Annotated in this window: 18 protein-coding genes; 12 read left to right on the forward strand and 6 right to left on the reverse strand. The window is 45.7% G+C overall.

The genetic code is table 11. From position 1 onward, the window contains the following. Position 1 precedes the first annotated feature (1 nt). From LSG34_RS01880 to rmf, 4 genes are all read left to right on the forward strand, one after another. Entirely contained in the window at positions 2–241 is a 240-nt protein-coding gene (locus LSG34_RS01880) for a glutaredoxin family protein (RefSeq protein ID WP_233007116.1), read from the forward strand. 3 nt (positions 242–244) lie between these two features. Then, a complete protein-coding gene (uup, locus tag LSG34_RS01885) occupies positions 245–2,155 on the forward strand; it encodes an ATP-binding cassette ATPase Uup (protein WP_233007117.1) in 1,911 nt (636 codons plus the stop codon). Between the two features lie 12 nt (positions 2,156–2,167). Beyond that, positions 2,168–3,808 carry a DUF3466 family protein gene (locus tag LSG34_RS01890; RefSeq protein ID WP_233007118.1) on the forward strand — a complete coding sequence of 547 codons (1,641 nt, stop codon included), beginning with the start codon at positions 2,168–2,170 and terminating at the stop codon, positions 3,806–3,808. A 296-nt stretch (positions 3,809–4,104) separates the two neighbouring features. After that, on the forward strand, positions 4,105–4,287 hold the full coding sequence (rmf, locus tag LSG34_RS01895) for a ribosome modulation factor (RefSeq protein WP_046521510.1): 183 nt from the start codon (positions 4,105–4,107) through the stop codon (positions 4,285–4,287). A 198-nt stretch (positions 4,288–4,485) separates the two neighbouring features. Here the strand turns inward: rmf and LSG34_RS01900 are convergent, their stop codons facing one another. Next, positions 4,486–6,867 carry a TonB-dependent receptor domain-containing protein gene (locus LSG34_RS01900; RefSeq protein WP_233007119.1) on the reverse strand — a complete coding sequence of 794 codons (2,382 nt, stop codon included), beginning with the start codon at positions 6,865–6,867 and terminating at the stop codon, positions 4,486–4,488. A 180-nt stretch (positions 6,868–7,047) separates the two neighbouring features. On the opposite strand from LSG34_RS01900, the gene LSG34_RS01905 reads away from it, so the two are divergent. From LSG34_RS01905 to LSG34_RS01925, 5 genes are all read left to right on the forward strand, one after another. Beyond that, on the forward strand, positions 7,048–7,698 hold the full coding sequence (locus LSG34_RS01905; RefSeq protein ID WP_233007120.1) for a LysE family translocator: 651 nt from the start codon (positions 7,048–7,050) through the stop codon (positions 7,696–7,698). 35 nt (positions 7,699–7,733) lie between these two features. After that, the gene (locus LSG34_RS01910) at positions 7,734–8,276 is read left to right on the forward strand and encodes a YaeQ family protein (protein ID WP_233007121.1); all 543 of its coding nucleotides are present in this window, start codon (positions 7,734–7,736) and stop codon (positions 8,274–8,276) included. Positions 8,277–8,376: 100 nt separating this feature from the next. Then, positions 8,377–9,294 carry an oxygen-dependent tRNA uridine(34) hydroxylase TrhO gene (trhO, locus tag LSG34_RS01915; RefSeq protein ID WP_233007122.1) on the forward strand — a complete coding sequence of 306 codons (918 nt, stop codon included), beginning with the start codon at positions 8,377–8,379 and terminating at the stop codon, positions 9,292–9,294. Between the two features lie 161 nt (positions 9,295–9,455). After that, positions 9,456–9,995 (forward strand): cytochrome b, encoded by a 540-nt coding sequence (locus tag LSG34_RS01920; RefSeq protein ID WP_233007123.1) that lies wholly within the window; start codon positions 9,456–9,458, stop codon positions 9,993–9,995. A gap of 17 nt (positions 9,996–10,012) precedes the next feature. Beyond that, positions 10,013–10,588, forward strand: a complete 576-nt coding sequence (locus LSG34_RS01925; RefSeq protein WP_233007124.1) for a YceI family protein — start codon at positions 10,013–10,015, stop codon at positions 10,586–10,588. A 51-nt stretch (positions 10,589–10,639) separates the two neighbouring features. Here LSG34_RS01925 and yfaE read toward each other — a convergent pair whose 3' ends face one another. From yfaE to ubiG, 5 genes are all read right to left on the reverse strand, one after another. Continuing rightward, positions 10,640–10,894, reverse strand: coding sequence for a class I ribonucleotide reductase maintenance protein YfaE (yfaE, locus tag LSG34_RS01930; RefSeq protein ID WP_127022809.1), 255 nt, complete (start codon positions 10,892–10,894; stop codon positions 10,640–10,642). 15 nt (positions 10,895–10,909) lie between these two features. Further along, a complete protein-coding gene (gene nrdB / locus LSG34_RS01935; RefSeq protein WP_233007125.1) occupies positions 10,910–12,040 on the reverse strand; it encodes a class Ia ribonucleoside-diphosphate reductase subunit beta in 1,131 nt (376 codons plus the stop codon). Between the two features lie 63 nt (positions 12,041–12,103). Further along, positions 12,104–14,389 (reverse strand): class 1a ribonucleoside-diphosphate reductase subunit alpha, encoded by a 2,286-nt coding sequence (nrdA, locus tag LSG34_RS01940; RefSeq protein WP_233007126.1) that lies wholly within the window; start codon positions 14,387–14,389, stop codon positions 12,104–12,106. Between the two features lie 370 nt (positions 14,390–14,759). After that, on the reverse strand, positions 14,760–15,437 hold the full coding sequence (locus tag LSG34_RS01945) for an HAD-IA family hydrolase (protein WP_233007127.1): 678 nt from the start codon (positions 15,435–15,437) through the stop codon (positions 14,760–14,762). Further along, positions 15,434–16,144 carry a bifunctional 2-polyprenyl-6-hydroxyphenol methylase/3-demethylubiquinol 3-O-methyltransferase UbiG gene (gene ubiG / locus LSG34_RS01950; RefSeq protein WP_233007128.1) on the reverse strand — a complete coding sequence of 237 codons (711 nt, stop codon included), beginning with the start codon at positions 16,142–16,144 and terminating at the stop codon, positions 15,434–15,436. The genes LSG34_RS01945 and ubiG overlap by 4 nt, the downstream gene beginning before the upstream one ends. 177 nt (positions 16,145–16,321) lie before the next feature. Here ubiG and gyrA point away from each other — a divergent pair, with 177 nt between their 5' ends. The 3 genes from gyrA to aroA all read left to right on the forward strand — a co-directional run bounded on the left by gyrA (position 16,322) and on the right by aroA (position 21,685). Further along, positions 16,322–18,946, forward strand: a complete 2,625-nt coding sequence (gyrA, locus tag LSG34_RS01955; RefSeq protein WP_233007129.1) for a DNA topoisomerase (ATP-hydrolyzing) subunit A — start codon at positions 16,322–16,324, stop codon at positions 18,944–18,946. A 373-nt stretch (positions 18,947–19,319) separates the two neighbouring features. Beyond that, positions 19,320–20,399 (forward strand): 3-phosphoserine/phosphohydroxythreonine transaminase, encoded by a 1,080-nt coding sequence (gene serC, locus LSG34_RS01960; RefSeq protein ID WP_233007130.1) that lies wholly within the window; start codon positions 19,320–19,322, stop codon positions 20,397–20,399. Beyond that, positions 20,399–21,685, forward strand: a complete 1,287-nt coding sequence (aroA, locus tag LSG34_RS01965; protein ID WP_233007131.1) for a 3-phosphoshikimate 1-carboxyvinyltransferase — start codon at positions 20,399–20,401, stop codon at positions 21,683–21,685. The genes serC and aroA overlap by 1 nt, the downstream gene beginning before the upstream one ends. Positions 21,686–21,732 lie beyond the last annotated feature (47 nt).

Genomic DNA, 21,732 nt, shown 5'->3' on the forward strand with positions numbered 1-21,732 from the left:
GATGCAAATTAGGCTTTACAGCACCTGGGGTTGCCATTTGTGTGAACAGGCCGAGCAGCTTCTGCTGCAGGCAGGTGTCGCAGGTGCTGTTGAAATTATAGATATAGTGGACGAACCGGCGGCTTTTGAGCGCTATCGTGTGCATATTCCGGTGTTAAAAGTGAATGAACAGGAACTGTTCTGGCCCTTTGAACTTGAACAGATACAACAACTGCTGCGTCAGCAGTCGTCAGGATTATAAAGAGTGGAATTATTACGTTTTCAGCAAGCCAGCCTTGCTTTTGGTACACACCCCATTTTAGATAAAGTGGATTTTAGTTTATTTGCCGGCGAACGCGTCTGTTTGGTTGGTCGCAACGGTGCTGGTAAATCATCCTTCTTAAAAATATTGACCGGTCATCAAAATTTGGATGACGGCCAGGTGGTACGGCAGAATAATTTAATTATCAGCCGCTTAGAGCAAGACCCTCCAGCTCGTGTTGATATTAAGGTGGCGGATTTTATTCGTGAAGGTGCGGGCGATTTAGCTGAAAAACTACAGCGTTTTTATCATCTGGCCGACCACTTCTCTGATGCAACCGAAGCTGAACAACGTGAATTTGGCACTTTACAGGCTGAACTAGATACCCGTCATGGCTGGCAGTTAGAAAGCCGCATTGAAGAGCTGTGCCTGCAGTTTGAAATGGACCCAAACACCACTTTGGCGTCTTTATCAGGTGGTTGGTTACGTAAAGCCGCTTTAGCAAAGGCTCTGGTATCACAACCGACTGTTTTACTGCTGGATGAACCGACTAACCACTTGGATGTGGCTGCTATTCAATGGCTGGAGCAGTTCTTTATGAACTTCAAAGGCGCGATCATTTTTATCTCGCACGACAGGGCCTTTATCCGTGCTTTGGCCAGCCGTATCATCGATTTGGACCGTGGTGAATTAACCTCGCATCCGGGTAATTACGCCGAGTACCTGGAGCGTAAGCAAAAACTGCTGGAAGTTGAGCAGCAGCACAATGCGCTGTTTGATAAGAAGCTGGCGGAAGAAGAAGTCTGGATCCGTCAGGGCATTAAAGCTCGTCGTACCCGTAACGAAGGCCGTGTTCGCGCTTTAAAAGAGTTGCGTAACGAACGCGCTGCCCGGGTTGAACAAATGGGCAAGGTTGAATTTGCCATAGAGCAATCACAAAAGTCCGGCAAGCTGGTGTTTGAGACTAAAGATGTGAATGTCAGCTTTAAAGGCGAGACGGTTCTTAAAGACATCAACATTTTAGTGATGCGAGGTGATCGTATTGCTTTAGTAGGACCAAACGGTGTGGGTAAATCCACCTTAATCAAAACTCTGCTTGGTGAATACAATGCCGACAGCGGTGAGATTAAACGTGGCACTAACCTTGAAGTGGCCTATTTTGATCAGCACCGTATTCAATTGGATTTAAATGCTACAGTGCAGGATAACGTCGCTGATGGTAAGCAGGAAATTGTTCAGAACGGCCAGACCCGTCATGTACTGAGTTACCTGCAGGACTTCTTATTTGCACCGGCGCGCGCCAGAACACCGGTTCGGGCTTTATCTGGTGGTGAGAAAAACCGCTTATTGCTGGCGCGTTTATTCGCTAAGCCAAGCAATTTACTGATCCTCGATGAACCCACTAACGATCTGGATGTAGAAACCCTAGAGCTATTAGAGGATATTCTGCAGCAGTATCAAGGCACTGTGCTGCTGGTGAGCCATGACCGTGAATTCGTCAATAATACAGTGACAAGTTCGCTGTATTTTGCCGGTCAGGGCAAGGTGGTTGACATAGCAGGTGACTATGAAGATGTGGTTGCCTACCAAAAACGCCAGCAAAACACTACAAAAGCTGTTGAAACAGTGCAAAAAAGTGTAAAACCTGTCGAAGAAAAGCCTGTGGAGCTTTCATCCACAAGCAGTAAGAAGTTATCATACAAAGAGAAAAGAGAACTGGAACTATTGCCCGCTTTAATCGAGACACTTGATGCAGAATTAAGTGCCTTGCAGCAGCAAGTGAATGATCCACAATTTTTCCGGCAAAATGCCGACGACACCCAAAAAGCGTTGAACCAATTGCATGAGGCTGAGTCGAAGCTCGCGCACGCCTATGAGCGTTGGGAACAATTAGAAGCATTAAATCAGCAGTAACAGGGGACCTGAATGAGATTATCGCCCGTAGTATTAGCCTTATTACCCGGCCTGGCCGCCAGTTCAGCATACGCCGCCGTTTATCAGGTTCAGGAGTTGCCGCAAGTCAGCACAACACGCTCTCAGTTTGGCGCAGCCTTGAATGACAATGGTGACATAGTAGGTAATGGCAGTGTTATCTATAACTTTCCTGTCGATGTAAGCCGGTTAGATTTCGAAGATACCACTTTAACTTCTGCGCTTTCTGCTGAAGCTATTGAGCAGATTAAATTAGGTAATGTTACTGCATCCTCATTGTCGATATTGGTGAATTATCTGTCTGCCAAAGCAGCTGATTTTGAAATTCAGCGTTACAGTGATGTTCAGGCATTAAATTTGTCTACTGGTGCGCCGATCCGGATCAGAGAACAAGCTGCAGTACCAACGAACAGGGAATATGTCTACGACATTAACAATAGTGGAAATGCCATAGCAGCAGCGACAACTCCTTTTACACTGCAAAGCTTTACCCCAGCGGCCACAGAAGAAGTTCCATCTCCGGAAACAGTGGAACTGTGGGTTCCTGATCTGGGATATATCAAATCCTATGTAGTCAATGGAAACAGCGTTATCCCGCTGCCTATTCCATTCGAAGAGCTGGGTGGTGGTTTTGCCAACGCCGCCAAGATCAGCGAAACCAACTACATCGCAGGTTCTGGTAGCGTATCTATGCCGGATACCATCAAAGAGTCAATCGAGAAAAACTGTATTGGTGAAAAGAGTCCGGTCAATTTGTGTTATTACTCTGCTTCCGGCTCTGCCTATGTAGAGAGAGCTTTAGTCTGGAAGATGAACGAGTCGGCTCAGATCTCTGCGCCTGTTGAATATGGTTTCCTTGGGCCATATGTTGAAGATACCAATGAAGCTGGTTATGTAAGCCGTGCTTTGTCTGTGAATGACTCAGGTATAGCTGTAGGTGTATCTACCTACACTGACGCAGAACGTCAGGTGAGTCAGAACCATGCCACCATCTTCGCTGAAGGCGAAGTTTCAGCTATTGTTGATCCGTTAGAGTGGGACGTCAGCGCAGCAAGCGATATCAACAACGAAAATATCGTAGTGGGTCTTGCGAATAAGAGATTTAATGGTATAGCCCGTAATCGGATGTTTATTTTTGATTACAATACAAAAACAGTAACTTATCCAAATGGTTTCTTTAGTACCTCAGGCACAACTCCATCAGCAATTAACGAAAACAATATGATTGTAGGTGCAGCTGAAGTGGTACCAGAAGATGGCACTACACGTCGTCAGGTTGCATTTTTGTACAATATGGAAGACCAAAGTATGACTGACCTGAATACTTTGTTGCCATGTGGTGCAGAATTTACGCTGGTTGAAGCCAAAGATATCAACAACAACAACGAAATAATCGCCAATGCCATCTACTCTGTAGAGCAACGTGATGCGAAAGGTGACGTGGTGAAGGACAGTGCTGGCAATCCTGTGATGGAGAACGTGTCCAGAGCTGTTAAATTAATTCCAATACCAAATGGCACTATCGATAGCTGCAACGTTCAGGAAGATATTACTTATGAACGTAAAGGTGGCTCTATGGGCTGGTTCAGTCTGCTGTTGTTGCCAATATTACTGTTAAGACGTCGTCAGTCTTAATGGGCTGCTGACGTTTAGATAACATAAAAAAACCGCTTCGGCGGTTTTTTTATTGGGGTGATTTCCGACCTGGACTGCCTATACCGGACATCATGACTGATGTAAGTCATAAATTACTTTCTACAATTCAAAAAAAATAAATTATTTTGTCATCAAATCTTAAATAAGTTCAGGTCCTTACTTAATGTCAATAGGGGGAGGGCAAGTTTATTAGTGGAACCTTTTGGGCAACTCAACTATCTATTAAAGTGCAACGCAAGTTGCTTGTTATTTATCAGATCGAGGAAGATTGCCTTATGAAAAGACAGAAAAGAGATCGTTTAGAACGTGCCCACGCTCAAGGTTATCGCGCCGCTGTCACAGGTCGCTCAAAAGAGATTTGTCCTTATCAGAATTTAGACACAAGATCGCAATGGCTCGGAGGGTACCGGGAAGCGATGGAAGACAAAGGGATTGGCCTGTTCGCCAGAGGTCAGTAATTCACGAATTCAGATAACAAGGCCCCGATAACCGGGGCCTTGTGCGTTTTAGGTGCTTAACAGTCTTATCTATACCCAAAGTAATTGGAGTTGCAGCGAGGCGACAAGAGCGTGAGACCCCAGGAGCATAGTTTACCTATGTGACTGGGGCGAGAGCTCGTACTCAACAAAGCTGCGGCTTCAAGTCCGAAGGGTATACTAAAAGCGGGCTTTAAGTCCTAACGTAAAAGAACGGCCAGGCAGAGGTGCATCTTCTTTGATAAAGGAACTGTGAACAAAACCCAATTCGTCCGTCAGGTTATTGGCTTTAGCAAAAGCAGTCAGGTCCAGATCATTGAGATTAAAGTAGTAGCTAAAACCTAAATCAAGGATCTGATAGGAGCCTGTAGCGCTTTCACCCGCAGCGACACGGTTTTGCTTCATATAGTGAGTCCAGTCGATAGTTGCTGACCAATCCTCTGCTGAATAGCTATAACCAGTTCCTACTTTAATAGGAGGAATACGAGGTAAATCACCGCCGTTATCCAGCTTTGCCCGCACTGAATCGATAAAAAACTCAAGTTCCTGTTCTGGTGTCAGCTGGTAGGCCATCGCGAATTCGGCACCATATAAAGTGGCATCCTGCTGCTGATAATGGAAAACAGAAAACTCTTCGCCTTCATGCTCATGATCATGGTCTTCTTCATGATCTTCCTCATCATGAGCTTCCAGATCGGCCATGGTTAAGCCAGAATCCTTCATGTACAGATAGTTGTGCACTTTGTTGTAGAACAGGTTGTAGGTAAAAGTGAAATCACCTTCAAATTTACGCAAGGTCAGGTCGATGTTATTCGCGACTTCTTTTTTGAAGTCGGTTTCAGATTGAGTGATTTCGCCATCGGCATCCAGAGCGTAAGCCAGACCCAGCTCATAGGTCTGAGTGGCAATGTGAGCGCCGTTGGAATAGAGCTCAGCAGCACTTGGCGCACGTTCAGAACGGCTCACTGACAGCGCCCAGTTGTAACCTGGCTGGAAATTCCAGACTAAACCTGCGGAGACACTGGCTGCAGTAAAATCATTTTTGACGTTTTCGGCGTGATGCTCCTCCGCTTCGTCTTCATCATGGTGATGCTCAAATTCAATGCCCGAAGCTTTGTAGTCGACCTGTTCAATACGGGCACCTAACTGCGCCGTGAAGTCACCAAAACTACGTTCTTCCAGCACAAATAAAGAGTGGGAGTCTGTTTTAGTGTCTGGTGTAAAAGCTTCTTCACCTATGGCCTTATAATCACTTTGCTGCAGGTGGTAACCCACAACACCATGCCAGCCAGCGAAGGTTTCATGCTCAGCGGTAAAGCGACTTTCAAAGCTGTCATTTTTGAAGGTGGTACCTATAGCTCCACCTTCGATTTCATGATGCTGATAGCGGGTCAGGGCGCTGCTAAAAGACAAAGTTTCAATGCCAGCGAATGGCTTATACAGCTCACCCGCTAAACCGTATCTGTCCTGTTTTACCCGGGCAAAGACACCAGCTTCCTCATGGCCTTCTTCCTCTTCATGCTCATCTTCTTCGTGTTCTTCATGATGATGGTGATGGCCTGGAATGCCGTATTCACTATCAATATGACCTATAGAGAAACCTAACAAACCTTTGTCAGTGATCCAGCTTAATCCGCCGTTTACGGCCGAGTTATCCAGCCAGGAGTTGGCTAGTTGATCAGAGCTTTCGCCTTCGTCATTCATAAAATCAGGCACATCATAATTATTCGTTTTGCGTTTAAAGCCATCAAAATGCCAGGCAATTTGTTCCTGACCACCATCGTGAGCCAAAGCCGCAGTTTTTTCATCTGCGCCAGAACTGTAGCGGGTTTCAATTTGAGTGCTGGCAGGGCGCAACTGACGCGGTAATCTGTTATCTACCACATTGACCACACCACCCACAGCTCCGCTGCCGTATAACAAGGTAGAAGGGCCACGCAAGACTTCAATTTGCTCAGTGGTAATAGCGTCGGCACTGATGGCGTGATCCGGGCCAATACGTGATACGTCGGCAGAATCCAGACCATTACTTAAGATGCGGACTCTTGGGCCGTCTAAGCCACGCAGAATAGGGCTGGCAGCAACTGGACCATAATAGTTGCTGTGTACGCCAGGCATGGATTTTAGGGTTTCACCTATAGTTGGTTCAGTTTTGCGACTGAGTTCTTCACCGGATAAAACAGACACAGGGTTGGCCATTTCTAAATCGTAGTGATGCAGACCTGATGCCGCTACGACTATACGCTCCAGTCCACCTGCCTGTAGCTGTATTTTTAACTCGTCGCTTTGGGCGTCTGATACCTTCACAAATTGATCGCCATAACCTTTGGCGGAAATATGCAGTTCTGCATCCGCTGGAGCCTGAATAGTAAAACGCCCATTGTTATCGGCATAGACATACTGTTGACGGCCATGAACATGCACACGGGCTTGTTCGATGGCTTGTCCATTGGTATCCAAAACAAGACCATTGATAGTGGTACTTTGTGCCTGCACTTGTGCTGAAAATACTGACGCGACCAGCACAGCCAGCGGAGAGAGTTGAAAAAGAGAAGGGCGCATCGAAAAACCTTTTTACTGTTAGTTAATGAGTGTGATGTTATAACATTTTTACGGATTAACGATCTGGACGCAAGTACTTTTGTGATGAAGTAACATTTTTTCGAGATTTCACTTCGAAGCACTGCGGCCTCATGTTTTAATATCAACTCAATAATTTACGAAGAATCAAAAGGATAAGGCATGGAGTTCTGGCCTGAATTTATCTTAATCGCTACCGTTCATTTAGTCGCTGTCGCAAGCCCTGGTCCTGATTTCGCCATAGTTCTACGTTATGCGGTGCGTTACGGTCGCAACGTCGCACTTGCAGCCAGTATTGGCATAGGTATGGCGATTTTTCTGCATGTCTGTTATTCGCTGCTTGGATTAGGGCTACTGATCAAAACCACGCCCTGGTTATTTACTTTGTTCAGCGTACTGTCGGCAGCTTATCTGGCTTATATAGGCTGGCAGGCTATTCGGAGCGGTGCGCCAACCAACACCACAGCAGAAGTAGTCACAGAGCCAGTGACTGAGACTCCATCAATGCTCAAAGCCTTTACCTCAGGTTTTGTCACTAATGGTCTAAACCCAAAAGCGACCTTGTTTTTCTTATCACTTTTTGCCGTCATTATTTCGCCTGTTACACCACTTTCGTACAAAGTGATCTACGGCGTTTATATGGCTTGTGCGACTGCGGCCTGGTTTGCTTTTTTATCTGTGATCCTAACCCGCGAAAAAGTAAGAGCTTTTTTACTACGTAAAGGTTTTTGGTTTGATCGTTTAATGGGCGCAGTATTACTGGCACTGGCTATGCATCTGATTTACGGTGCAATTCAATCTCAGCTACACTAAACAGAGGTTGTTGCCGATACCAGTGAGGTGTCTGTATGCAAGTCGTCAGCAAAGTGATAAGACTGGATCTGAATTATGCGTCAGAGGTCAGCCATGTATACCAAAAACGCACCTGTTATATAGCTCCCTATAAAACAGAACTGGCGGAGCATTTTGCCCGCCGTTTGCTGGCCTACCTGTCATTTTTCGAATCTTCACCTCAATTGGCTAAAACAGAAGGCGCAGGCAAAACTCCTGACTTGTATGTCAGTGATGCGGCTGACCATATCAAACTTTGGTGTAATGTTGATTTACTCAGTGAAAAACATATGCAACGCGCCAGTCATCAGGCCGATCAGGTGGTGTTATTTCTGGATGAAACTGATCAGAAAAAAATAAAGAGCCAATACAAACAACATTTCAGAAATGTACAGTTTCATATGTTATCGCATCAACAGTTACTGGATTTTTGCAGCATGCTTAAAGGTCATATGCAGTTGGATCTGTGGCGGGAAGATGACAAGTTATTGATCACAGATGGTGAACAAACTTTTGAGCTAGCGCTTGCCGTGCCACCAGAGCTGGAATTCAGGCATTAAACCTGCCGCAACTTGTTATTTCATGTTCAGTAGTTATAATGCTCGCCCGTATTTTTTGCCCCGGATTTACGGTCCGGCTTTGCAGAAGGTGAATCCAAAGATGTATGTTGTTGCTGCTTTATATAAATTCGTCGCTTTACCTGATTATGTCGCTCTGCGCGATAAGCTCTATCAACACTTAGTTCTGAATAAAGTCAAAGGCACGTTGTTACTGGCCGAAGAAGGCATTAACGGCACTATTTGTGGGTCGCGTGAAGGCATAGACGCTATGCTGCAGTGGTTTGCTGCGGATAGCCGTTTTGATGGCATGTCCTACAAAGAATCTTTTGCTGATGAACAGGCCTTTTACCGCACTAAGGTGAAGCTGAAAAAAGAAATTGTCACTATGGGCGTGGAGGGCATCAATCCGGCTCATATAGTCGGTACTTATGTAAAAGGTGAAGCGTGGAATCAACTGATTTCAGACCCTGACACTATAGTCATCGATACCCGTAACGACTACGAAGTCGCCATTGGCACTTTTAAAAACGCCGTCAATCCAAATACCACCAGTTTCCGCGAATTTCCAGAATGGGCGGAGCAGAACCTGGACAAAACCAGGCACAAGAAAGTGGCCATGTTTTGTACAGGTGGAATTCGCTGTGAAAAGTCTACCGCCTTTTTAAAAGAGCAGGGCTTTGAAGAGGTGTATCACCTCGATGGCGGCATTCTGAAATACCTGGAAGAAGTACCGGAGCCAGAAAGTTTGTGGCAGGGTGAATGTTTTGTGTTTGACCAGCGCGTTGCGGTCAAACATGGTCTGGAACAAGGCAGTTACGATCAATGCTACGCTTGTCGTATGCCGCTGTCGCAGGATGAGATGAAATCACCACTTTATGTGCAGGGTTTAAGTTGTCCTCATTGCCATGACAAAATTACCGAAGAGCAAAAAGCTTCTTTTGCTGAGCGCCAAAAGCAAATAGCCCTGGCCAAAGAGCGGGGCGAACAGCATATCCGCGACGGCAAAGTTGAATTCTAATTTCTGCTATAGTTGAAAAGAGCCTTTACGGCTCTTTTTTTATGTCTGAAATCCACAGTAAAACAGATTATATTTCTATTAAATAGAACAAAATATGCTTATTTTTGTTATTTTAAACCATCTTCTGGAAAGATAAGCTGTTTCTATTAAGAGGGTGAATTATGGCAACAGAAAACAAAGGCTATGGCTGGACCAGCATAACGCTGCATTGGCTGGTGGCTGTGATGGTGATAGGGCTTTTTGCATCAGGCTTTTGGATGGTGGATTTGAGCTACTACAGTACATGGTATAAAACTGCACCTTTCTGGCACAAAAGCGTAGGGGTCTTGTTACTACTGATGATGGGCTACAGAGTGCTTTGGCGTGTTTTAAATGGAACTGCCACTCCTTTGGCGAGTCACAGTAAGGCTGTACAACGTGCTAGCCATTTTACTCATCTGACGTTGTACGGATTGGTATTTTTAATTATTTGCAGCGGCTATTTAATTTCAACTGCGGATGGCCGACCGATAGAAGTATTTGGCTTGTTTGACCTGCCATCTGCAGGTGAGTTATTTGCTGAACAGGCAGATAAAGCCGGTTTGGTGCATAAATTTGCCGCTTATGGCCTGATTGCTTTAGCAGCATTACACGCCATAGCAGCGCTTAAACACCATTTTTTTGATAAAGACGATACGTTAAAACGAATGCTTAAACCTTAATGTGAAAGGAGATTGGAATGAAGAAATTATTATTAGCCAGCTTGATGGCGTCTATGTTAGCAGCACCAGCTTTACAAGCTGCTGAGTACGAAATTGATACACAAGGCGCTCACGCTTTTGTTCAGTTTAAAATCAGCCACTTAGGCTACAGCTGGTTATACGGCCGTTTTAATACCTTTAAAGGTAACTTCAGCTATGATGCTGCCAAGTTAGCGGACTCTAAAATCCAGTTAGAAATCGATACCAAAAGTGTTGACTCTAACCATGCTGAACGCGACAAGCACTTACGCAGCCCTGATTTCCTGAACGTAGACAAAAACAGCAAAGCGACTTTTGTCAGCACGAAGATAGTACCAAAAGCAGGTGCTGATTTTGATGTAGTAGGTAACTTCACGTTAAATGGCGTCACTAAAGAAATCGTCATCAAAGCAACCAAGCTGGGTGAAGGTTCTGATCCATGGGGTGGCTACCGTGCTGGTTTTGCCGGCACAACCAGCATCAACTTAGAAGATTTCGCTATTAAAAATATCCTTGGCCCAGCCTCTGCCACTGTGCACCTGGATCTGAGCGTGGAAGGTATCAAGAAGTCTTAATTCTGAATTGAGATTTTAATGACAAAATTGCCCTGAAGTATCTTTTGATACTCAGGGCAATTCTATTTCTATATCTGTGATGGGAATACTGCAGCAAGGTAAAATTTCGCCTTTGCGGACAAAAGCCAATGGCTCGTTGATGTAACTGACCGAACCTGACAGTAATTTACAACGGCAAGCACCACAGTAACCCTCGCGGCATTGATAGTTCACTTGCTGTTGCTGAGCTTCCAGAGCATCAAGCAGGGTGCGTTGCTCAGGCCCAAACTCCAGGCTGAGCACATCCTTCACCACTACTTTAACCATTTCAGTGATCGCAGATCAGAGATCAAAATCGCCGAAGTCAGCGCCATCCATTTCGTTGTCGATTTGGCCTACTAAATAGGAGCTGATTTCTGATTCCTGTGGTGCTACCTGCACGTTATCAGACACTAACCAGGCGTTAATCCATGGAATAGGGTTCTGTGTCGTGCTGAACATCGGCTTTAAGCCCACAGCCTGCATTCTGTTGTTGGTAATGTACTCAACGTACTGGCACAAAATATCTTTGTTTAAGCCAATCATTGAACCATCTTTAAACAAGAACTCAGCCCAGTCTTTTTCCTGCTCAGCGGCTTTACGGAAGATGGCGTAGGCTTCGTCTTCGCACTCTTTAGCGATAATCGCCATTTCCGGGTCATCTTCACCGGCGGCCATAATATTCAGCATGTGCTGAGTACCGGTTAAATGCAGCGCTTCATCACGCGCAATCAATTTAATGATTTTTGCATTACCTTCCATCAGTTCACGTTCGGCAAAGGCAAAACTACAAGCGAAGCTGACATAAAAACGAATGGCTTCGAGCACGTTCACCGACAAAATACAGATGTACAGCTTACGCTTCAGGTCATGCATGCTGATGGTATGTGTTTTGCCGTTCACTTCATGAGTCCCTACACCACATAAGTGATACAGGCTAACAGAAGTGATTAAATCATCGTAATAACGAGTAACGTCATCTGCGCGTTCAACAATACGTTCATTCAACAATATATCGTCAAATACTTTGTGTGGCTCGTTAGTGATATTACGCACTATATGGGTGTAACTGCGGCTGTGAATAGTTTCACTGAAGGCCCAGGTTTCAATCCAGGTTTCCAGCTCAGGCAAGGACACTATAGGCAACAAAGCAACGTTCGGTGAACGGCCTTGTACTGAGTCCAACAGAGTTTGGTATTTTAAATTACTGAGGAATATATGCTTTTCATGTTCTGGTAACTGTTGAAAGTCGATACGGTCTTTACTGACATCTACTTCTTCAGGACGCCAGAAAAAGCTCAGTTGCTTTTCGATCAGTTTTTCAAAAATGCCGTATTTCTGTTGATCATAACGGGACACGTTCACCGGATTGCCAAAAAACATCGGCTCTTTCATTTGATCATTGTTCGTACGGCTAAAGGTGGTGTAACTCATCAGCAATATCCAGATTATTATTAGTTATGCATACAAAAAGAGGGCTGCAATGCAGCCCCAGACTTAAATTTTACAGGCGCCACCGGCACAACCATCGTCTTCCGGCGTCGCTTTGATGTCTTCCTGTACGTCGGAAGCGCCATCGCGGGTGTTGTGGTAGTACATGGTTTTGACACCCAGCTTATAAGCCGTTAGTAAATCTTTTAACAAGATCTTCATCGGTACTTTGCCGCCTTCGAACTTGCCCGGATCGTAGTTGGTATTAGCGGAAATCGTCTGATCAACAAACTTCTGCATAATAGCTACCAGACTGATATAACCGTCGTTGTTTGGCATATCCCATAACAACTCATATTGGTTTTTCAGGCGTTCATACTCAGGCACAACCTGTTTCAAAATACCGTCTTTACTTGCTTTTATACTGATATGACCGCGAGGTGGTTCAATACCATTGGTCGCATTTGAAATTTGCGAAGAAGTTTCAGATGGCATCAGTGCAGATAAGGTCGAGTTACGTAAACCGTGTTGCACCACATCTTTACGCAGCTGCTCCCAGTCGTAATGCAATGGTTCGGCACAGACTTTATCCAGATCCTTTTTATAGGTATCAATAGGCATAATGCCTTCTGAATACGTCGTCTCGTTAAATTTAGGGCATGGGCCAAATTCCTGAGCCAGCTTGTTCGATGCTTTCATCAGGTAATACTGAATGGCTTCAAAAGTACGGTGCGTTAAGCCATTGGCTGAACCATCAGAGTACTTGACGCCATTTTTCGCCAGGTAATACGCATAGTTAATCACGCCTATACCTAAAGTACGGCGGTTCATGCTGGCGTGGTAAGCGGCAAGGATAGGGTAGTCCTGGTAATCCAGTAAACTATCCAAAGCACGTACAGCCAGTTCAGCTAATTCTTCCAGCTCGTCTAAATGTTCGATAGCACCTAAGTTAAAGGCAGACAGAGTACAAAGGGCGATTTCACCATTTGGATCATTAATGTCATTCAGTGGCTTGGTTGGCAGCGCAATTTCTAAACACAGGTTGCTCTGACGTACAGAGGCAAACTTTGGATTAAATGGGCTGTGCGTATTGCAGTGATCGACGTTCTGTAAATAGATACGACCCGTGCTGGCACGTTCCTGCATAAATAGCGTGAAGAGCTCAACAGCTTTAATACGTTTTTTACGGATAGACGCATCAGCTTCGTATTGAACATACAGCTCTTCAAACTTTTCCTGATCTTCAAAAAACGCATCATACAAGCCTGGTACGTCTGAAGGACTGAACAGGGTGATCATTTCATCTTTAATCAGACGTGTGTACATCAAGCGGTTAAACTGCACACCGTAATCTAAGTGACGTACGCGGTTTTCTTCCACACCCCTGTTGTTTTTCAGAACCAGTAAGGATTCCACTTCCAAATGCCACAAAGGGTAAAACAGCGTTGCTGCGCCACCACGAACACCACCTTGAGAGCAGCTTTTTACTGCTGTCTGGAAATGTTTGTAGAATGGGATACAACCTGTATGGAAGGCTTCACCGTTACGGATTGGGCTGCCTAAGGCACGAATACGACCCGCATTGATACCAATACCAGCGCGCTGGCTGACGTACTTAACGATAGCGCTACTGGTGGCGTTGATGGAATCTAAGCTGTCACCACATTCAATCAACACACAAGAGCTGAACTGACGGGTTGGGGTACGTACACCGGACATGATAGGTGTAGGTAATGAAATCTTAAACATAGACACAGCGTCATAGAAACGGCGCACGTAACTTAAACGGGTGTCTTTTGGATAATTAGCAAATAAACAAGCAGCAACCAACATATAAAGGAACTGGGCGCTTTCGTAAATCTGGCCTGTGACCCGGTTTTGCACCAGGTATTTGCCTTCGAGCTGTTTGACTGCTGCGTAGCTGAAATCTAAATCGCGGCTGTGGACAATGAAACTATCCAGCTGCTCTAATTCTTCTTTACTGTAGTCAGCCAGAATATGAGCGTCATAACGCTTTTCTTCCACCATTTTGACCACATGGTCATACAGCTTTGGTGGCTCGAACTGGCCATAAGCTTTTTTACGTAAATGGAATACGGCCAGACGGGCAGCCATATATTGATAATCCGGCGTCTCTTTTGAGATTAAATCGGCAGCGGCTTTGATGATGGTTTCGTGAATATCGGCGGTTTTGATACCGTCGTAAAACTGAATGTGAGAACGTAACTCAACCTGAGACACTGATACGTTTTGTAACCTCTCAGCTGCCCAATCTATCACACGGTGGATCTTGTCTAAGTCTAATGGTTCGCGCTGACCATCTCTTTTGGTTACGTATAATGTTTGAGTCATATTTTTCCGCCGAAAATTCCATCTCAATTGTTATTATTGTGTGCACAGAATTTCTCCTGCGCAGCGAATTCACCCGCTTTTGGCTTCATTAGGTCAAACTCAATAGAGCGACACAACATCTAGGGGTGAAAGGAGAACGGATCACAAGATAGAGTGGATCAATATCAATTGCAACCCCTGCTGCCGGGCGAAAAAAGCAGCATGTTAGTGACCGCTAACGTGCGAAATAGGCTTTTAAAAACCTCTGCAGGGAAGCAATAGTTTTTCAGTAAAAAATCTATTTTGTCTGTTCGGCTAAATTTTAAGTCACTAAAAAAAATCACCTACAGCGAGGTGATTTTTAATTGAACAAAATATGAAAAAACTGAACTCAGTCGAGGTGTTTTATCAGGTCTGTGAAGTGGGAAATGTGCAAATCTGCACCCCAGAGTTCAGTTTTATCATCTGGCCCTACATAACCAAAATCGCACATCACAGTTTGCATGCCGGCGCGACGTCCTGCTTCTATATCCCGTTCCGCATCGCCTATATACCAGCAGGAATTTGCTTCGACCTGCATATAGTGCGCAGTCATCCTTAAAGGAGTTGGATCAGGTTTACGCTGTGCCAGACTGTCGCCGCCTAGTAATAAACGGCTTTTTAGCAAGGCAGGTATCTGACGTTGTACTTTGGCGGCGAGCTTATAAGGTTTATTGGTCACTATGGCCCAAGGGATGTTGCGTGCCTCAAGTGCCGCGAATAACTCTTCAGTCCCCGGAAACAAGCAGCTGTGCACACCGCTATGCTGATGGTAATAATCCAGCAGGCTTTGGCGGGCTTTGCCAAAATCAATATCTTTTATCGCTTCACCAAAACCAAGTTGTAGTAGACCTTTGGCGCCATGCGAGGCCATAGGGCGATATTCTTCATAGCTTTTTTCTGGCATACCATGCTGTCGCAGCACAAAATTCAGTGCTGCGCCTAAATCCTGTGCTGTATCGACCAGCGTGCCATCTAAATCAAATAAAATGGCGGCTGGTTTTTTAAGTGTAATGAGCTGTTGGGTCATACTGGCTTTTTCGCTACCACAAAATAATTTACATCCAGCCCAGGGCCAGTGCGGAAGGATTGATTAATAGGGTTGTAGTGCAGGCCTGTCGCATCCACCACCTGTAAACCCGCATCATCAATAAAACGCATTAAATCAGAAGGGCGGATAAACTTCTCAAACTCATGAGTACCTTTGGGCACCAGCTTGAGTACTTGCTCAGCACCAACAATAGCCATCAGATAGGCTTTCCAGGTTTTGTTTAAGGTCGAGAACACCAAGGTCGCGCCGGGTTTGGCTAAATCAGCACAAGCCTTCACCACAGAAGCAGGTTCAGGCACGTGCTCCAGCATTTCCATGCAGGTCACTAAATCAAAAGAACCTTGATTGGCTGCGGCAAAGTCTTCTGCAGTGCTTTGTTGATACTGGACTGATACGGCAGATTCCAATGCATGTAATTTGGCCACTGTTAAAGCTTCGTCGGCCATATCAATGCCTGTGACTTCTGCACCAGCTTTCGCCATCGCTTCAGCCAGAATGCCGCCACCACAACCTACATCTACTGTTTTTTTACCAAATAAGCCTTGCACCTGATCACTGATAAAGGCCAAGCGACAAGGATTCAGTTGGTGTAACGGCTTAAATTCACCGGACGGATCCCACCAGCGGGACGCGATTTCATTAAACTTGGCAATTTCGGCCGGATCAACATTGGAAGAGGGGTTCATAAGCGTATCCATTTAAAATTTTGCCTATTATAAAGCCTTGATCTGTTTGAGCAATGCTGTACAAAGCACAACAGAACTGGCAAGGTATTTTTTCTGTGGTAGAATCCGCCTTTGTCCCGCGACCCATTACAGTAAAAAACGCGGGTATCTTGTTGATTTAAGGGAAAAAAGCTTTTTATGACAAATTTGGCCAAAGAAATTGTTCCCATTAATATCGAAGAAGAATTAAAAAATTCTTATCTCGATTATGCAATGAGCGTTATTGTGGGGCGTGCCTTACCGGACGTAAGGGACGGTTTAAAGCCAGTTCACCGTCGCGTTTTGTTTGCGATGAAAGAGTTAGGCAACGACTGGAATAAAGCCTACAAAAAATCTGCCCGTGTCGTCGGTGACGTCATAGGTAAATACCATCCACACGGTGACAGCGCTGTATACGACACTATAGTTCGTATGGCTCAGCCTTTCTCATTACGTTATATGCTGGTTGACGGTCAGGGTAACTTCGGTTCCGTGGACGGCGACTCTGCAGCAGCGATGCGTTATACCGAAGTGCGTATGTCGCGTATCGCCGGGGAATTATTAGCCGATCTGGACAAAGAAACTGTCGACTATGTGCCTAACTACGACGGCACAGAGATGATCCCGGCTGTATTACCTACTAAAATCCCAAACCTGCTGGTGAACGGCTCGTCTGGTATTGCAGTAGGTATGGCGACCAATATTCCGCCACACAATTTAAATGAAGTGATTGATGCCTGTCTGGCGTTAATTGCCAATCCGGATATCAGCATTCCTGAACTGATGGAACTGATGCCAGGACCAGATTTCCCGACTGCAGCTATTATCAATGGCCGTCGAGGCATTGAAGAAGCTTACCGTACCGGTCGTGGTAAAGTGTATATCCGCGCCAGAACTCATATCGAAACCGACGAAAAAACAGGTCGCGAGACTATTGTTGTCGATGAAATTCCTTATCAGGTCAACAAAGCCCGTTTGATTGAAAAAATCGCCGAGCTGGTCAAAGAAAAACGCATCGAAGGCATTTCAGCATTACGCGACGAGTCTGATAAAGACGGTATGCGTATTGTCATTGAAGTGAAACGTGGCGAATCATCAGACGTATTGATCAACCACTTGTATACCCAGACTCAGATGCAAACTGTGTTTGGTATCAACATGGTTGCCCTGGATCAGGGCCAGCCGAAGTTGATGGGCTTAAAGCACATGCTGCAGTGTTTTGTGTTGCACCGCCGCGAAGTGGTGACACGCAGAACAGTTTATGACTTACGTAAAGCCCGTGACCGAGCTCATATCTTAGAAGGCTTGGCTATCGCTCTTGCCAACATTGATGAAATCATTGATTTAATCAAAAACTCATCAAGCCCGGCCGATGCCAAACAAGGTTTAATCGCTCGTGGCTGGCAGTTAGGTGATGTCAGCGCCATGTTAGAACGTGCCGGTGAAAACGCAGCCCGTCCTGAATGGCTGGAAGCGCATTTTGGTATCCGTGATGGCGAGTATTTCCTGACTGAACAACAGGCTCAGGCAATCCTGGATTTACGTTTACACAAATTGACTGGTCTGGAACATGAAAAGATTCTAGACGAGTACAAAGAGTTATTGCTGCTGATTGCTGAGTTATTACACATTCTGGGTAGCCCGGAGCGTTTAATGGAAGTGATCTGTGAAGAGTTAGAAGCTGCAAAAGCTCAATATGGTGATGCCCGTCGTACTGAAATCCAGGACAACGCGATGGATATCAACATGGAAGACTTGATCACTGAAGAAGACGTGGTCGTGACTTTATCGCATTTAGGCTACGCCAAGTATCAGGCTCTGTCTGACTATGAAGCTCAGCGTCGTGGTGGTCGTGGTAAAGCGGCAACTACAGTAAAAGATGAAGACTTTGTCGATCAGCTGCTGATCGCCAGCACCCACGATACGATTTTGTGTTTCTCTAACCGTGGTCGTCTGTACTGGATGAAGGTGTATCAATTACCTCTGGCCTCCCGTCAGGCGCGTGGTAAGCCAATAGTTAACTTACTGCCACTGGAAGAAAACGAACGTATCACCGCTATTCTGCCGGTTCGTGAATACGAAGAAGGCAAGTATGTGTTTATGGCTACTGCCAACGGTACGGTGAAGAAAACATCACTGACTGAATACTCTCGTCCACGTAGCAACGGTATTATTGCCGTGAACCTGAACGAAGGCGATCAGCTGATTGGTGTGGATATCACAGACGGCAACAGCCAGATCATGTTGTTCTCGGACGACGGTAAAGTAGTGCGCTTTAAAGAAGATCAGGTTCGTCCTATGGGCCGCGGAGCTACTGGTGTTCGTGGTATCCGTTTACGCGAAAACGGCTCTGTAGTGTCATTGATTGTTCCGAAGAGCGAAGGCGCTATTCTGACTGTGACTGAAAACGGCTACGGTAAACGTACCGCTCTGCAGGAATATCCAGAGAAGAGCCGTGCGACTCAAGGCGTGGTCTCTATTAAAGTCTCTGAACGTAATGGTCTGGTGGTAGGTGCGGTACAAGTGAACGCACTGGATGAAATCATGCTGATTTCTGACAAAGGCACACTGGTACGGACCCGCGTCAGCGAAGTTTCACAAGTAGGCCGTAACACTGCTGGTGTTATTCTGATCCGCACCATCGAAGGTGAGAAAGTAGTAGGTGTACAACGCATCGACGAAATTCAGGATCAGGAAGAAGTAGCTGCCGCAGAAGCGGAAGCTGCAGCATTAGCCGCACAAAATCCGACAGAGGATACTGTAGCGGACGGCGAAGAAGAGTAAGACTATGAATAAGGGGCCAGATCACATTACTTAAAAAATAATGTGATCTGGCCCCTTTTTTATTTCTGTCTTTTGTAAAGTGCGCTAAAGTAGCGGCTGTTTAGAAAGAGCCGTCCAGACGTCAGGATTATTCGTAGACAGCACTTTTAGATACCCAAGTATCTTGAAGTTGCGGGGAGGCGACAAACCTGTGAGCCCCCAGGAGCATAGTCAACCTATGTGACTAGGGCGAGATGGTGCAGTTAACAAAGCCGCAGCTTCAAGTAAGACGGGTATAACCCAAGGCCACAATAATAAAGATCATCCCAAGATGACCCAAAGCCGTTTTCTAATTTGTTTTTCATTCGATAAAGCGTTGTAACAGGAGCAAGAGATGACCACCTATAACTTTTGTGCTGGCCCGGCTATGTTGCCGGTGGAAGTGATGCAACAGGCACAGGAAGAGTTGATCAACTGGCATGGTCGCGGCTGCTCCATTATGGAGATGAGTCACAGAGGCAAAGATTTTATGCAGGTTGCGGCTCAGGCAGAGCAGGACCTGCGCGACTTATTGTGCATACCCGCAAACTACAAAGTACTGTTTATGCATGGTGGTGGTCGCGGTCAGTTTTCTGCTGTGCCACTGAATTTAGCTAAAACAGGTGTCAGTGCAGATTATATTGTCTCAGGCGCCTGGTCTAAGGCGGCGGTTGAAGAAGCAGAGAAATTCACTGCGTTAAAAGCTCAGGCTATTCAGTTTAAGCAAGATGGTCTTCGCACTTTAGTACCAGCTTCAGAGTGGCAGCTCAATGACAATGCCAGCTTCGTGCATTTTTGCCCGAACGAAACAGTGGATGGCATGGAGTTTATTGACTTACCTACCACCAAAGCGCCTTTGGTGGCCGATCTGTCATCTACCATCTTATCTCGTCATATTGATGTCAGCCGGTATGGCGTGATTTACGCAGGTGCCCAGAAGAATATCGGGCCTTCAGGTTTAACGCTCGCCATAGTGCGTGAAGACTTGTTACCAGCCAAAGGCAGCAGCATTCCTAGTGTTTTGGATTATCGTTTGGCCGCTGAAAACGACAGTATGTTTAATACACCTCCTACTTATGCCTGGTATCTGGCCGGTTTAGTCTTCCAGTGGCTAAAACGTCAGGGTGGTGTTGAGGCTATGCAACTGCGTAACACCCTCAAAGCACAAACCTTGTATGGCTATATCGACCAAAGCGATTTTTATCGCAATGACGTTGCGCCACAATTCCGCTCATCGATGAACGTGCCGTTTTTATTGGGTGACGAAACGCTGAACGACTTGTTTGTCAACGAAGCCGAAGCCAATGGTTTGTTGGCATTAAAAGGCCATCGTATGGTGGGCGGTATGCGCGCCAGTATCTACAATGCTATGCCATTAGAAGGCGTACAAACTTTAGTAACCTTTATGAAAGAATTTGAGCGGGTGCACGGCTGATGAAAACTTTAACCTTAGAGCCTATCGCTAAAGTGGAAGGCGTGGTGCATTTACCTGGTTCAAAAAGTATTTCCAACCGTGCTTTATTACTGGCCGCTTTAGCCAAAGGCACAACCCGTATCACCAATTTGCTCGACAGCGACGACGTCAGCCATATGCTCAATGCCTTAACAGCGCTTGGCGTACAGTTTTCGTTATCTGCGGATAAAACAGTGTGCGAAATCACGGGTGTAGCGGGCGTATTTCAGCATAAAGAACCTCTTGAGCTGTTTTTAGGCAACGCCGGTACAGCGATGCGCCCGCTCACAGCAGCTTTGGCTGTATCCCATGTCGATGTGACCTTAACAGGTGAGCCACGGATGTACGAACGTCCTATTGGCCATTTGGTGGATGCCTTGCTGCAATGGAATGCCGATATTGAGTATCTGCAGCACAAAGACTATCCGCCGCTGCGTATTCGCGGTAAAGCCCTTAGAGGCGGCAAAATCAGTATTGATGGCTCAGTCTCCAGTCAGTTTTTAACCGCAGTGCTGATGGCTGCACCTTTATTATCCGGTGACAGTGAAATAGTGATCAGTGGCGAGCTGGTGTCCAAACCTTATATTGATATTACTTTGGCTTTGATGGCTCGTTTTGGCGTTGCTGTCGAAAACAAGAACTACCAAAGCTTTGTGGTCAAAGGCAATCAGCAGTATCAGTCACCTGGTGATTTTCTGGTGGAAGGTGATGCTTCTTCAGCGTCTTATTTCCTCGCCGCTGCTGCTATTAAAGGCGGCACCATTAAAGTCACAGGCATTGGCAAAAATGCAGTGCAGGGTGATATTCACTTTGCCGACGCTTTAGAAGCCATGGGCGCAACGGTAGACTGGGGTTATGATTACATTTCGGTTACCCGTAACCAATTGAAGGGCATAGACCGTGATTACAACGCTATTCCTGATGCGGCCATGACCATTGCGACTACGGCTTTGTTCGCACAAGGCCCAACAGCTATCCGCAATGTTTACAACTGGCGCGTGAAGGAAACCGACCGTTTGGCAGCTATGGCGACAGAACTGCGTAAAGTGGGTGCTGAAGTTGAAGAAGGTGAAGATTACATTATCATTGAGCCACCAAAGACACTGAAACATGCCAGCATAGCAACCTACAACGATCACCGGATGGCCATGTGCTTCTCTTTGGTTGCATTAAGTAATACGGCTGTAACTATTGAAGACCCGGATTGTACCCGTAAAACATTTCCTCAATACTTTGAAGTGTTTAGCACACTTAGCACCTTAGCTTAAGAAATCACGCGTAACCTGAATGGTTACGCGATCCCCTTGATTAATCC

Source organism: Rheinheimera faecalis, assembly GCF_021290965.1.
GTDB classification, from domain to species: domain Bacteria; phylum Pseudomonadota; class Gammaproteobacteria; order Enterobacterales; family Alteromonadaceae; genus Pararheinheimera; species Pararheinheimera faecalis.

Excerpts from the sequence above, each read along its gene's own strand:
- rmf (WP_046521510.1), top strand. The coding sequence starts at position 4,105 with ATGAAAAGACAGAAAAGAGATCGTTTAGAACGTGCCCACGCTCAAGGT.
- nrdB (WP_233007125.1), bottom strand. The coding sequence starts at position 12,040 with ATGAGTTACACCACCTTTAGCCGTACGAACAATGATCAAATGAAAGAG.
- LSG34_RS01880 (WP_233007116.1), top strand. The coding sequence starts at position 2 with ATGCAAATTAGGCTTTACAGCACCTGGGGTTGCCATTTGTGTGAACAG.
- serC (WP_233007130.1), top strand. The coding sequence starts at position 19,320 with ATGACCACCTATAACTTTTGTGCTGGCCCGGCTATGTTGCCGGTGGAA.
- LSG34_RS01890 (WP_233007118.1), top strand. The coding sequence starts at position 2,168 with ATGAGATTATCGCCCGTAGTATTAGCCTTATTACCCGGCCTGGCCGCC.
- aroA (WP_233007131.1), top strand. The coding sequence starts at position 20,399 with ATGAAAACTTTAACCTTAGAGCCTATCGCTAAAGTGGAAGGCGTGGTG.
- LSG34_RS01925 (WP_233007124.1), top strand. The coding sequence starts at position 10,013 with ATGAAGAAATTATTATTAGCCAGCTTGATGGCGTCTATGTTAGCAGCA.
- trhO (WP_233007122.1), top strand. The coding sequence starts at position 8,377 with ATGTATGTTGTTGCTGCTTTATATAAATTCGTCGCTTTACCTGATTAT.
- LSG34_RS01905 (WP_233007120.1), top strand. The coding sequence starts at position 7,048 with ATGGAGTTCTGGCCTGAATTTATCTTAATCGCTACCGTTCATTTAGTC.
- LSG34_RS01900 (WP_233007119.1), bottom strand. The coding sequence starts at position 6,867 with ATGCGCCCTTCTCTTTTTCAACTCTCTCCGCTGGCTGTGCTGGTCGCG.
- ubiG (WP_233007128.1), bottom strand. The coding sequence starts at position 16,144 with ATGAACCCCTCTTCCAATGTTGATCCGGCCGAAATTGCCAAGTTTAAT.
- nrdA (WP_233007126.1), bottom strand. The coding sequence starts at position 14,389 with ATGACTCAAACATTATACGTAACCAAAAGAGATGGTCAGCGCGAACCA.
- gyrA (WP_233007129.1), top strand. The coding sequence starts at position 16,322 with ATGACAAATTTGGCCAAAGAAATTGTTCCCATTAATATCGAAGAAGAA.
- LSG34_RS01945 (WP_233007127.1), bottom strand. The coding sequence starts at position 15,437 with ATGACCCAACAGCTCATTACACTTAAAAAACCAGCCGCCATTTTATTT.
- yfaE (WP_127022809.1), bottom strand. The coding sequence starts at position 10,894 with ATGGTTAAAGTAGTGGTGAAGGATGTGCTCAGCCTGGAGTTTGGGCCT.
- LSG34_RS01920 (WP_233007123.1), top strand. The coding sequence starts at position 9,456 with ATGGCAACAGAAAACAAAGGCTATGGCTGGACCAGCATAACGCTGCAT.
- LSG34_RS01910 (WP_233007121.1), top strand. The coding sequence starts at position 7,734 with ATGCAAGTCGTCAGCAAAGTGATAAGACTGGATCTGAATTATGCGTCA.